General features: G+C 51.6%; 10 protein-coding genes. All 10 read right to left on the reverse strand.

The annotated features are described in order from the left end of the window. Positions 1-49: 49 nt before the first annotated feature. The 10 genes from DI44_RS07020 to DI44_RS06975 all read right to left on the reverse strand — a co-directional run bounded on the left by DI44_RS07020 (position 50) and on the right by DI44_RS06975 (position 12,688). Complete coding sequence (locus DI44_RS07020; protein ID WP_033025565.1) at positions 50-1,447, reverse strand: methyl-accepting chemotaxis protein; 1,398 nt, start codon at positions 1,445-1,447, stop codon at positions 50-52. A gap of 117 nt (positions 1,448-1,564) precedes the next feature. Then, positions 1,565-2,914, reverse strand: coding sequence for a GntP family permease (locus DI44_RS07015; RefSeq protein WP_020960061.1), 1,350 nt, complete (start codon positions 2,912-2,914; stop codon positions 1,565-1,567). A gap of 134 nt (positions 2,915-3,048) precedes the next feature. After that, positions 3,049-4,593, reverse strand: coding sequence for a gluconokinase (gene gntK / locus DI44_RS07010; protein ID WP_033025566.1), 1,545 nt, complete (start codon positions 4,591-4,593; stop codon positions 3,049-3,051). 17 nt (positions 4,594-4,610) lie between these two features. After that, positions 4,611-5,627: a LacI family DNA-binding transcriptional regulator gene (locus DI44_RS07005; RefSeq protein WP_033025567.1), complete on the reverse strand. Its 1,017-nt coding sequence runs from the start codon at positions 5,625-5,627 to the stop codon at positions 4,611-4,613. 520 nt (positions 5,628-6,147) lie between these two features. Beyond that, complete coding sequence (locus DI44_RS07000) at positions 6,148-7,083, reverse strand: AEC family transporter (RefSeq protein WP_033025572.1); 936 nt, start codon at positions 7,081-7,083, stop codon at positions 6,148-6,150. A gap of 75 nt (positions 7,084-7,158) precedes the next feature. Further along, positions 7,159-7,845, reverse strand: a complete 687-nt coding sequence (locus tag DI44_RS06995; RefSeq protein WP_021321534.1) for a response regulator — start codon at positions 7,843-7,845, stop codon at positions 7,159-7,161. 72 nt (positions 7,846-7,917) lie between these two features. Continuing rightward, positions 7,918-9,516, reverse strand: a complete 1,599-nt coding sequence (locus DI44_RS06990) for a sensor histidine kinase (protein WP_033025569.1) — start codon at positions 9,514-9,516, stop codon at positions 7,918-7,920. Between the two features lie 72 nt (positions 9,517-9,588). After that, positions 9,589-11,115, reverse strand: a complete 1,527-nt coding sequence (locus DI44_RS06985; protein WP_033025570.1) for a tripartite tricarboxylate transporter permease — start codon at positions 11,113-11,115, stop codon at positions 9,589-9,591. A 13-nt stretch (positions 11,116-11,128) separates the two neighbouring features. Then, positions 11,129-11,593: a tripartite tricarboxylate transporter TctB family protein gene (locus DI44_RS06980; RefSeq protein ID WP_020279064.1), complete on the reverse strand. Its 465-nt coding sequence runs from the start codon at positions 11,591-11,593 to the stop codon at positions 11,129-11,131. Between the two features lie 54 nt (positions 11,594-11,647). Further along, entirely contained in the window at positions 11,648-12,688 is a 1,041-nt protein-coding gene (locus DI44_RS06975) for a tripartite tricarboxylate transporter substrate binding protein (protein ID WP_025039006.1), read from the reverse strand. Between the last annotated feature and the right edge of the window lie 221 nt (positions 12,689-12,909).

The raw sequence follows: 12,909 nt of genomic DNA on the forward strand, positions 1-12,909 counted from the left end.
ACACTAGAGGGATAATATCAGGCACACATGCGCCTTTTTGGGGCGTCTTTCATTTCGAAAGCGCCAAATCCGCTCCGATGACTCCGACAATTTGACCGTTATGATCCGTAATGGGAGCGGACACCGTGACGCAAAGATGTTTCGTCAATGCCGATACATACGGATCGGAAACGTACACTGTTCCTCCGCTGGCTTCCTGAAACCACGACCGGACTTTGGCGTTGACCAATCCGGCTGGCGGGTTCGAATAGACAAACGCCCCATCAAGACGATTCGACCAGACGGCCTCAATTTCTCCGTTCTCGGATAAAAATCGGTCCAATACTCGTCGGTGCATGGCCTCATCCATTTGTTCCAACGGAGCTGACTGAAGCAAAGCCGATAATTTATGAATCGTGTTTTTCACCACCGCATCATCTACAGAAATCGTTTCCCTCATCCAATCACGCCCGACCGTTTGTTGCAGCTCCTCCGCTGTCTTTTGCAACGCTTCGTTAATGCGTAAAATCTGTCCGACGCTCTCGTGCTGTTCGTTCATATCCGCAGTCACTCGCTCGACAAACCGTTGATTTTCCCGGCTCAATTGCACGATTTCTTCAAGCAGGCCGGCGATTTCTTTCACGCTGTCCGACTGTCCAGACGCCGACTGGACAGAAGAGGAGACGAGGTCCGTCATATCATTCAGCTGCCGCTGCAACGAATGAAGGAACGCCATAATCGCTTCCATCTCTTTTTCTTCGACATCGATTTGCTTTGTTTCTTCGCGAACGATATCGGTCGTCGCTGCGATTTCGCGTTGAATGAGCGACAAAATGTCTTGCGTTTGCTGGACGGCTTCGGACGTTTGGCTCGCCAGCATGCCGATTTCGCGCGCGACGACCGCAAACCCGCGCCCATGTTCTCCCGCACGAGCCGCCTCAATATTGGCATTGAGCGACAAAATTTTCGTTTTCTGCGAAATCTCGCCGATCGCTGATATAATTTCATTGATGCGTCGCGAATGATGAACGAGATGGTCCATTTGTTCCAATAACGTTTCATGGTGGGAGCGCAGTGTTCGAATTTCTTTTTGCAACGTCTCCAATGAATTCCATGAATGCAGCCAATGTTCGGAAAACTGCTGGCTGCTCGCATACATATCACGCGAAGATGCAGCGATTTCCCTAGCCGCCTCCTCGATTGTTCGCATTTTGTTCGCCACTTTTTCCGTATACTCCACCGTTTTCTCGCTATGGTCCATCAGCTCTGCCGCACTATTCCGGCTTGAATCGGAAATGTCATTCAGCGAAAGTGCCGCCATCTTCATCTGTTCCATCGCTGCTTTGAGCTGATCAACCGCCACAACAATTTGCCTTGCAATTTGTTGCGGTCCTCCCTGCGTTTCCTCACGTCGAGGCTGATCCAGTTCGCGCTTTATTTTTCGTTCCGCACGTCTCGCAAAAATCAACAGGCGTCACTCCTTATGTCATTTTTTATTACATAATTATAATATAAAATATAACAAAAGGACATATAAAAATAAGACGCCCGTTCTTCTAAAAACGAGCGTCTTGCCTGGAAAAGGCTAGAGAACCATATTCAATAACAAAATGAAGACAAACGCCACCACCGAAATAATCGTTTCCATGACTGTCCATGTCATGAGCGTTTCTTTCACCGTCATGCCGAAATATTCTTTGATCATCCAGAAGCCGGAGTCATTGACGTGCGACAAGATCAACGAACCCGCGCCGGTCGCCAAGACAAGCAGTTCCATATTCGTTCCCGGCATGGTAGCCGCGATGGGGGCAACGATGCCGGCAGCGGTCATCATCGAGACGGTCGCCGATCCCGTCGCTACGCGAATGAGCGCCGCAATGCCCCAGCCTAACAGGAGCGGAGAGAAGTGCGAGTGTTTCGCCACTTCCGCGATTTGTTCGCCGATGCCGGAATCAAGCAGCACTTTGTTGAATGCGCCGCCCGCCCCGATGACAAGCAGGATGTTCGCGACCGGGCCGAGGCAGTCGTTGGCAAATTTCAAGACAGCGTCGCGGTTGAAGCCGCGGGCGTAGCCTAAGCTGAAGAACGAATAAACCGTCGCGATCAAGAGCGCAACAATCGGGTCGCCGATAAAGCGCAACACTTTCGCCGCTTCTGACTTTTGATCAAGCGTCACGTTTGCCACAGAGGCAATCAACATCAAAATGACCGGAAGCAAAATCGTGAACAGCGTATTGCCAAAGCCAGGAAGCTCACGTGCTTCTTTATGCTGCACAAGCTGTTCGGCAATCTCCGCCGGCACTGTTTTGTGCAGGCGCGAACCGATCCATTTGCCATACAGCGGACCGGCAATAATGGCGGTCGGCAAGCCGACGATGATCGAGTAAAGAATCGTTTTTCCGACATCCGCCTTAAAAATGCCGACTGCCGCCATCGCGGCTGGGTGCGGCGGGACAAGCCCATGCACGACAGACAAACCAGCGACAAGCGGAATGCCGATCGTCACAAGTGAAATGCCCGTTTCCATCGCGATCGTAAAGACGAGCGGAATGAGCAATACAAACCCCACTTGGAAAAAGACTGGAATCCCAACTAAAAACGCGACGACCATCATTGCCCAGTGGACGCGTTTTTGGCCAAAGCGGTCGATCAACGTTTTCGCAATGCGCTCAGCGCCGCCCGATTCGGCCATCATTTTGCCGAGCATCGTCCCGAGCGCCAAGACGATCGCCAAAAAGCCGAGCGTGTTGCCAAGCCCCGCCTTGATCGAGTCAATGATGCCCGGCGTTTCCGGAGACGGCGCGATAAGCGGCATGCCCATCGCCAGTCCGACGCCGACGGACACTAAAATGAGTGCGACAAACGGATGCATTTTCGCCATAGTAATGAGCAATAATAACACGATAATAGCAGCAACAACAATGGCGATTTCCATCACAAGCTCCCCCTTTATCTTTGAGATAAATCGATTTAGTGAACAAAGCAAACGTTTTCAGATCTTTGAAGGAAAGAGCTAAATCGATTTAGCGCCCGATCATAGCCAGCTAAATCGATTTAGTCTTCCTCCCTTTACCCACTCCGCCGCTGAAACGCAGCGATGATGTCAAATTCCTCTTTCAATCGCTCATACAAGCGGGCATACAAATCAAACAGTTCAGCGTAAATGAGCGTATGTTCTTCCTTCGGCTCATGGCGGGCCGTTGTGTCGATCCACGTTTTCACCGTTTCCAGCGACGGCAGCTCGCCTAACGCGTAAAGCGCCACCGCAGCCGCCCCCAGCGCCGACGCCTCGTGCGTCTGCGGCACGATGAGCGGTTTGCCGAGCATATCGGCAAGCATTTGCCGCCAAAACGGCGATTTGGCAAATCCGCCCGAGACGCGGATTTCTGACATCGGCCCGGTTGCATCGCGAATGGCCAAGGCGACGGATAGGATGCTGAAGCAGACGCCTTCCATGACAGCGCGGATGAAATGCTCGCGCTTATGATGAAGGCCAAGGCCAAAAAACGTCCCACGCGCGTTCGCATTCCAGTACGGCGCCCGCTCGCCCGACAAAAACGGCAAAAACACAAGCCCTTCCGCCCCCGGCGGGACGCGTTCCGCGTATTTCGTCAACAAGTCATACGGATCGATGCCGAGCTTTTTCGCCACTTCCCGCTCGTGGGCGCCGAACTCGTCGCGCAGCCAGCGAAGCAAAATGCCGCCGTTGTTCGTCGGTCCGCCGACGACCCAATAGCCGGGCGTCAACGCATAACAAAACGTCCGCCCTTTTTCATCGGTCGTCGGTTTTGCCGCAATCGTCCGCACCGCCCCGCTCGTCCCGATTGTAATCGCTGCTTCCCCCGGAAGCACCGCGCCGACACCGACATTGGCGAGCACGCCGTCGCTTGCTCCGACGACAACAGGCACATCCGGAGCGACTCCCATTTTTTCCGCCCATTCTCTTTTCATCCCGGTCATGACATGAGTGGCGGGAACGAGCCGCGGCAGCTGGTCGCGGCGGATGCCGACAAGGGCGAGCGCCTCCTCGTCCCAATCGAGCGTGTCCAACCGGAATAAACCAGTCGCCGATGCCATCGAATGGTCAGCGACGTAATCACCGTACAGACGATATAGCACATAGTCTTTCACCGACACAAACCGGTGCGTTTGCTGAAATACGTTCGGCTGCTCCTCCTTGAGCCAAAGCAATTTCGATAGCGGCGACATCGGGTGGATCGGTGTCCCCGTCCGCCGATAAATATCAAGCCCGTTCTGTTCTTTCAACAGCCGCTCCGCTTGGGCGACGCTTCGGTTGTCAGCCCAGATCATGAGGCGGGTAAGCGGCCGCCCGGATCCGTCAAGCGCCATGATCGAGTGCATCGCCGCGCTCAAGCCCATCGCTTTCACCTGCTCTGGGCGGATGCCGTGGCGGATCGTCACCGCTCCGACCGCTTGAATGACCGCGGCAAACAGCTCTTCCGGATCCTGCTCCGCAAACCCCGGGTGCGGCTGGATGATCGGATAGTCGATCGCATGAGAGGCCAGCACCCTCCCCTGCTCGTCAAACACGACCGCTTTCGTACTTGTCGTTCCAATATCAATCCCAATGACGACGTCCCCATGAATCGCCATCGTTTCTCCTCCCTTCCTCATGCCTTCTCCCGTCTGATCGCTGTCCTTTCCATCAACACCGGGGAGAAACGAAACACGCGCGGGCTGTCGGCATGATTCGAATCCATTTGTTCAAACACACGCTCCGCCGCTTTTTTTCCCATCGCAAACGTTGGCTGGGCGATCGTCGTCAACGCCGGTGTATAAATATCGGCAAACGGCACATCGTCAATATTGATGATCGCCAGTTCATCCGGCATACGGATGCCCGTCTCCTTCACAAACCGCAAAACGCCCATTAACGTCAAGTCGTTAATCGCAAACAAGGCGTTTGGCCGCTCCGATTCCATGAACCGCTTCTTCAGCTCCCCAGGCAGCGCGGCAGGTTCAGCGGCGATGACGTTTTGATCGCCGACTTCAAATCCCCTTTTCTCCATGGCCGCCCGAAACCCTTCAAATCGTTCCATCCGCGGCACGTTGTAAGGGACAAGCGGCGGGGTGACAATGGCAATCCGGTCGTAGCCATAGGAAGCGAAATACTGAACCGCCATTTCCGCTGCACCTGCATTATCAAGCAGCACGCTGTCCGCCTCCACCCCCGGCACCATCCGGTCGACAAACACAAGCGGAAAGCGCTCCTCGACAAGGCGGCGGTAGACCTCTTCATTTTTCCCTGTCGGAAACACGATCAGCCCGTCCACTTGTTTCGCCAGCAACATGTCAACATATTTTTTCTCCTTTTCCGGATCATCGCCGGAGTTGCAGACAATGACTTGAAACCCGCGCTTTTGGCATTCCTCTTCAATGGCGTGCAGCACTTGCGTCGTCAACATATGAAGCATGTTGAACACAATCACGCCAATGGTCGCTGTCGTCTTTTGCTTTAAGCTGCGGGCGATGACGTTTGGCTGATAGCCAAGTTCCTCAATCGCTTGAGCGATGCGCTTTCTTGTTTCCTCGCTCATATATTCATAGCGTTTGTTCAAGTATTGCGAGACCGTGCTTTTCGAAACGTTGGCCAATTTCGCGACATCAGCCATCGTTACTTTTTTCAATCGGGATCCCTCTCTTACACTAAATCGATTTAGTTCAAAAGCGTTTTCATAAACCGGTTTAGCTTTATTATAAACCAAATGAAAGCGGTTTACAATAGTTTTGGATTGAAATCCTAAAGCGTCAGAGAAAGTTCGAAAATCCAATGTTCTTCTTCGTTTTCGCACCTTTTGAATCAAAACGTCTGGTCAATCGATGAGTTCTTTGATAAACGGAGAATACATGCGAATGTTCCTCCAATGGGTTGGTTTGGTCACCTTTACCATACAGGAACATTCGCATTTTTTGCACCCTCTATTTTTCCTATGCATACCTATCTTAAAATCTCAAGTACAACTTGTGGTGAAGAGCCGATATTGGTTCATCACCAAAAGATGTACTTGCACCTGCCATTAAAGTATGGTAGCTGTTTCTAACTGAACCTGCAATGTAAGCTGTAGGGTTTTGACACGAAAGCACATTGTCGTCGATCCCCCCATGATTTTTGCATGATTGGGAGTCGACGACAGCTTGCCCTCGTTTTCATCCAGCGATCGGAAACAACAGCCGGGCCGCATACACAACGCCTGTAACGGTAATGGCGCTCAACAAAGTCGACACCAACACCGCCTGGGCGGCGTAATCTGGGTGGCAGTCATACTCGAGTGCATACAGCGCCGTATTGCGCGAGCACGGATAGGAACTAGCAATGAGCAACGCCTGAGCCGTCACTCCATCAATTCCTAATAGAAAGATCAAAGACGCAGCCAACAGCGGCGACAAAACGAGACGCCCAAACACACTTGCATACACAAGCGGCGGCAAGGCGTTAAAACGGGCGTAGGCGATTTGCGCTCCCAACGTAAAGAGGGCGATGGCTAAAAACGCGTCGGCAACCCGCTGAAGCGGCGTCCATAAAAATGATGGGATTGGGACGTGAAGCCATCGGCAGACCACACCGAACAACAGCGCGTGAAGAACGGGATTTTTCCATATCTCAGCAGCCCATTTCCCACTTTTCCCGTTTCCTGACACGAACTGATACACTCCATATGTATTGGTCAAGAAGTTTTGAAAAATGGTCACGATGATTTGAATCGTCGCCCCGAGCGGATGTTGGTGAAACACCAGCTGGCTGACAGGAATGCCGAAGTTGCCAGAATTGTTCAGCACAACCGTATTTTGAAACACCGCTGCCATACTTCGCTCCAGTTTGAATAGTTTCGCCATGATCCTACTCAAAACCATCAGCCCGCCGTTTTGCAACAGAAGAAACCCTAAGATAGCCGCTAACACCTTTCCATTCAACTCACTGTCGTACACGTTGATGAATGCGACTGCCGGCAGCAGGACATACATGTTCAATTTGGATAATGTATTGAGGTCAAGACGAAAGAAACGGTGAAACCCTGCCCCCAAGCCGACAATCAACAGCATAGGAACCATCACTTGCAATACAATTCCGCTAAAAACAGCCAAGACGTTTCCCCCGCTTTCTTTGTGCATATGTCGGCTCGATGTTCCTTGTATAACGTTGTTCAGACATCCCGCCTTTTACACTTTTTTTCGATAAATCCGCTCTGGACGTCCGACCGATCCATAGACAATATCGGCTAGCACTTGTCCCGTGGAGACAAGGTATTCTAAATATCGACGGGCGGTCGTCCGGCTTGTGCCAATTTGCCGTCCCACTTCTTCCGCCGTCACACCATCTTGACACCGTTTCACAACCATCAGCACTTTTTCAAGGGTTAGCGGTTGGATGCCTTTTGGAAGCATAGGCTGATCCCTAACCGGGGCCTCCCGCCCGATCAGTTTGTCGACATCCTCTTGATCGATCCACTCTTTTTCTTTCATCCACTGCTGCATTTTATCATAATATTCTTTATATCTATGCAAGGTTTCGGCAAATCGATCAAACATAATCGGCTTGATAATATAATCAAACACCCCGCCATGCAGCGCTTGTTTCAAGGCATCCACTTCTCGTGCTGCTGTGATCATAATAATATCGATATTGGAAAAGCGTTCCCGAACCCATTTTAAAAAAGAGAGGCCGTTCATATCCGGAAAATAGACATCAAGCAACAACACGTCGGGTTGCAGCACCTCTGTCAATTCCCTTGCCTCTTCGGCGTTCGTGGCAATGCCGACCACTTCATACCCATTCACTTTCTCGACAAAGCGCCGATTAATTTCAGCGATGCGGCGGTCGTCTTCAATAATAAGTACACGAATCATCCCCCCTGCTTCCCTCCCTCCGAAATATTGATGCATAAAGGTGTAGAGGCCTTTTATGGGAAATGCTTTCTTTCAGCATGGGTTGGCACGGCCCGACCGCTTCGGAATAATGACGGTAAACACCGTTCCCTCTCCTTGTTTCGACTGGTAGGTGATTTGCCCACCAAGCATCGCCAGCGCCTTCTTGACAAGATCAAGCCCATACCCACGGAGGCCGTTGGCTTTGGTCGAAAAGCCGCGGTCGTATATCCGTTCCGCCACATCCGGATCAACGCCTAATCCGTTATCCTCGACCTCAATAATCAAGTCATCGCCGAGGTCGGTCAAAAAAATGGTCACTCGTTTCTCTTCTTTTCCGTTGTGGAGGACCGCTTCCATGGCGTTATCCAACAAATTCCCGATAATCGTCACCAAATGGTCGCGATCGATCCATGGCGGCACATCGCGAAAACTGCTTTCCCGATCAATTTCAAAGGTGATTTTCAGCTCATGGGCGCGGTTGAACTTGCCAATCAGCAGCCCGCCGATGATCGGATCCGGGATTTCTTTCATGACAAAACGAATGATATTTTGTTGTAAGTTCGTTTCTTTCGTAATAAGCTCAAGCGCTTCTTCATACGACTCAAGTTGAATCAACCCAGAGATCAAATACAGCTTATTGGAAAATTCATGTGTTTGCGCCCGCAGCGCATCCGCGTACACCCGGAGCTGGGACAGCTCTTTTGTGAGGCGATACAGCTCCGATTTGTTGCGAAACGTCGATACCGCTCCAATGACGCGCCCTTGCTTGTCTTTGATCGGAATTCGGTTCGCAATGACGGTCTCTCTCCCTAAAACCATCTCATCATCGTATTCCGCCCGCCCTGTTCGGATCACTTCGGGCAAGCGAGAATGGGGAATGAGCCGCAAAATGGGCATTCCCAATACACTGTGCTCCTTCTCATACCCAAGCAACTTCAACGCGGTTTGATTGACCATTGTAATCGTTCCCTCTTGATTGATGGCCACAATTCCTTCGCGAATCGCTTCTAAAATCGCCTGCTTTTCTTGGTAGAGCAAACCGATTTCTTCCGGTTCAAGACCATGAATCGATTTTTTCACCGTGCTGGTGATCGCCATTGCACCCACCGCTCCGAGAAAGAGGGCAAAAACGGAGAAGAGAAACATCTTCATACGATACGACCATACTGTACGCTGAATATCCTCTAGCAAAAAACCAACCGAAACAATGCCGATCACATGTCCGTTTTCATCAAAAATCGGCGCTTTTCCCCGGATCGCCGGACCAAGCGAACCGACCGCCTCGGAAATAATCGCTTTGCCTTTCAGCACTTCGCCGTTGTCGCCCCCTACCATATGCTTTCCAATCCGATCTGGCAGTGGGTGAGCGTAGCGGATTCCCTTACGGTTGCCAATCACTACGTACTCCGCCCCTGTCTTTCGGCGAATATGTTCGGCAAACGGCTGCAAGCGCACTGACGGATTCGGGTCGCGGAACGCCTCGCGCACGAGCGGAGTCGACGCGACCGTCTCGGCCACATTTAGCGCTCGCATGCCAATTTGTTGTTTGAGCGTCGTCGCAAACATATGCTGAAACAAAAACGTTAAAACCACGATCACCAGCAGCAACAATGAACAAATAATGACCATTAACCGTGTCTGAAGCTTCATAGGGCTCGCTCCCCAAACAGCAAATAAAGAAAGACAGTCCGCCTGTTAGGCGGAACGTCTTTCTTTCTATTATTACATATCTTCGTTGATGACGACCGATTTTCCTCTTAGTTTCATGACAAACGGCACGGCAATCCATAAAAAGGCAATGACCAACAAGACGAGCGAAATCGGCTTTTCAAAGAAAACGAGATAGTCCCCGTTTGATGCCGTCAACGCCCGGCGCATATTGTTTTCGATCATCGGCCCGAGAACAAGCCCCAACACAAGCGGTGCCAATGGATAGTCGTGCTCTGCAAGCCAGTAGCCAAGCAGACCAAACGCCAGCAACAGGAACACATCAAACGTCGTCACTTGCACCGCATACACACCGAACACGGAAATGGCAATAATAAGCGGCAACAAATATTTCGTCGGCGTCTGGATAATTTTCGCGAACACTTTGACGAGCGGCATGTTGAGAATGAGCAACATGACGTTGCCGATAAACATGCTGGCGATCAATCCCCAGGCGACAGCTGGATGCTCATCGAACAACAGTGGACCTGGCTGGACGTTGTACATAATGAGTGCACCCATGAGGATCGCTGTCGTCCCTGAACCAGGAATGCCCAGCGTCAAAAGCGGAATCATCGCGCCCCCAGAAGCCCCGTTGTTCGCCGACTCCGGCGCCGCCACACCGGCGATCGTCCCTTGCCCGAACTTTTCCGGATGTTTGCTCACTTTCTTTTCAAGAATATAGGAGAAAAACGATGCCAACGTGGCTCCGGCTCCCGGCAGCACCCCGATGAAAAAACCGAGCAGCGACCCACGGGCGATCGGCCCCGCGCTTTCTTTCAAATCCGCTTTCGTCGGCAACACGCGCCCGATTTTGGCGATGTCCCCGTCGTTCGTCTCATGATGGAGAATGGACTTGAATACCTCTCCTAACGCAAATAGCCCGACCGCTACGGTTAAAAACTCGAGACCTCCATATAAATAGGAAATGTCGTACGTAAAGCGAGCCACGCCGGAAACATTGTCGAGCCCAATCGTGGAAAGCAACAAGCCGAACACTGTCATGATCCATGCTTTCGTCATCGATTTGCCAGCCAGTCCGCTCACCGCCGCCAACCCGAGCAGCATGAGCGAAAAATATTCAGCCGGGCCGAACTTCAGCGCCACATTCGACAACGGTTGGGCCAATAAGACGAGGCCGATTAGCGAAACAATTCCGGCGACAAAGGAACCGATCGCGGCAATGGCAAGCGCCGCCCCCGCCCTTCCTTGCCGGGCCATTTGATAGCCGTCCAGCGTTGTGACAACCGATGACGATTCCCCAGGCGTATTTAACAAAATCGATGTCGTCGAACCGCCATACATCGCCCCGTAATACACGCCGGCGAGCAAAATAATCGAACTGGCTGCCGCCTGTTCCGAACTAAGGCCGGACGTCATCGACGCCGTCACCGGAATAAGCAACGCCACCCCGCTCATCGGGCCAATCCCAGGAAGCACACCGACCGCTGTGCCGATCAACACCCCGATAAAGGCAAACAGCAAGTTATGCGGCTGAAGCGCTGTCTGAAATCCGTCAAGCAAAAACGATAGTGTGCTCATGATGCCCCTCCCTTCATTGGAACCAAATCGGCCAGCTTGGCAATGTTCCTTGCAGCAGCTTCACATAAAGGCCATATACGCCAAGCGAAAAGCCAGCCGCAATGGCGATCGACTTCCATAGCGCCCCTCTTTCCATCGTTTGAAAGCCGATAACAAGAAACAGAAACGTCGTGATTACATACCCAACCGTTTCAAGCAACGTCGCATAGAAAACAGCAGCAATGAAAATGATGAGAAACTTTTTGTACTGCCGCGGCGGCTTCTCTCCCACTGAATCCTTATAATCCTTATAGCCTCTCGTTTCAAACAACAGCTTGATGCTTAATAATGCCAGAACAAGTCCAAGCAAAAACGGAAATACGTTCGGTCCTACCGCACTGCCGTAGGCGCTTTTCGATAGGCGCAAGCTTTCCGCCATAAACAAGGAACCAACCGCCAAGAATGCCACCGCCGCGATACGATCAGCCGTTTTGTTCATGGTTCTTCCTCCTGTTCTTTACAAAAAAGGGGAAGAATGTTCTTCCCCCTTGCTTCATTTATGCATGCCAAGCGACTTCAGAAGGTCGCCGATTTGCTGCTCCTGCTCTTGCAAAAACTTCGTAAATTCGTCCGAATTGCGATATTCCGCCGCCCAGCCTTGTTTTTGCAGTTCTTCTTTCCACTTCTCGTGTTCAGACAACTTTTTCAATGTTTCTTCCCAAAACGCTTTTGCCTCTCGGGACATTTGCTTCGGCCCAAAAACCCCGCGCCAAATCGTAAATTCCGCATCAATGCCAAGCTCTTTCAACGTCGGCACGTCTTTCAGCACTCCGCCGAGGCGTTCTGGAGCGGAAACCGCCAACACCCGCACTTTGCCGGCTTTGAGATATTCGCCAACAGAAGAGGCATCCGTTGCAATCACATCGGCATTGCCGCCAAGCAGCGCAGCCATCGCTTCCCCGCCGCCATCGTACGAAACATACTTGACTGATTTCGGATCGATGCCCGACTTATAGATCGGCAAAATCGCGACTAAATGATCCATCGAACCTGGCGCCGATCCCCCGGCTACCGTGACCGATTTCGGATCTTGTTTAATGGTATTAAGCAAGTCGGTTAACGTTTGAAATTTCGAATCCGCCTTCACAACAATCGCGCCAAAGTCCTTCGTCAACTGGGCGAGCGGTGTCGTGTCTTTGTAGCCAAACGGGCTGTTCCCTTCTTTTTTCAAGTTGTTGATAATAATTGGCGGGGAGTTGACAAATAGTTTGTAATCGTTTTTCACATCTTGGGTGGCGTATTCGGCCATAAAGACCGCCCCGCCGCCGCCTGGTTTGTTTTCAACCGTCATGGTCTGTTTGACGAGCCCCGTCTCATCCAACACCTTCGTAATCGCGCGGGCCGTTAAATCCCAACCGCCGCCCGCCCCAGACGGAGCAACAATCGTAATCGGCTTCGTCGGATAGTTTGAGGCCGATGAGCCAGAGTTCGAACCGGATGATTTCGACCCCGCCGATTCATTGCCCCCACAGGCCGCCAAAGCCAGTGTCATCATCCCTGCGGCGAGCAATCCCCACCATTTCGTTTTCTTCATTTCTCCCTTGCCCCCTTGTTTTTTGATAACGTTTTCAATCACAACCTTACCATGCCGCGGGATGAGCGTGAAGTTTTTGAAAATAAAATGAATTTTGTGCATTTTGTTCATGGAGGTATAATCAGACCTGATATCAAGCACCTAGCGGAACGCTGGAGTCTCAAAGCAAAAAAAGACCGCCAGCCTTCAAAGCAGACGGTACGTGAACTACCCCCACTTAA

The sequence above is a fragment of the Geobacillus sp. CAMR5420 genome (assembly GCF_000691465.1).
Lineage (GTDB): Bacteria > Bacillota > Bacilli > Bacillales > Anoxybacillaceae > Geobacillus > Geobacillus thermoleovorans.

Bases quoted from the DNA above. Each gene is read 5' to 3' on its own strand.
- DI44_RS07015 (WP_020960061.1), bottom strand. From the start codon at position 2,914: ATGGAAATCGCCATTGTTGTTGCTGCTATTATCGTGTTATTATTGCTC.
- gntK (WP_033025566.1), bottom strand. From the start codon at position 4,593: ATGGCGATTCATGGGGACGTCGTCATTGGGATTGATATTGGAACGACA.
- DI44_RS06995 (WP_021321534.1), bottom strand. From the start codon at position 7,845: ATGATTCGTGTACTTATTATTGAAGACGACCGCCGCATCGCTGAAATT.
- DI44_RS06990 (WP_033025569.1), bottom strand. From the start codon at position 9,516: ATGAAGCTTCAGACACGGTTAATGGTCATTATTTGTTCATTGTTGCTG.
- DI44_RS06985 (WP_033025570.1), bottom strand. From the start codon at position 11,115: ATGAGCACACTATCGTTTTTGCTTGACGGATTTCAGACAGCGCTTCAG.
- DI44_RS06980 (WP_020279064.1), bottom strand. From the start codon at position 11,593: ATGAACAAAACGGCTGATCGTATCGCGGCGGTGGCATTCTTGGCGGTT.
- DI44_RS06975 (WP_025039006.1), bottom strand. From the start codon at position 12,688: ATGAAGAAAACGAAATGGTGGGGATTGCTCGCCGCAGGGATGATGACA.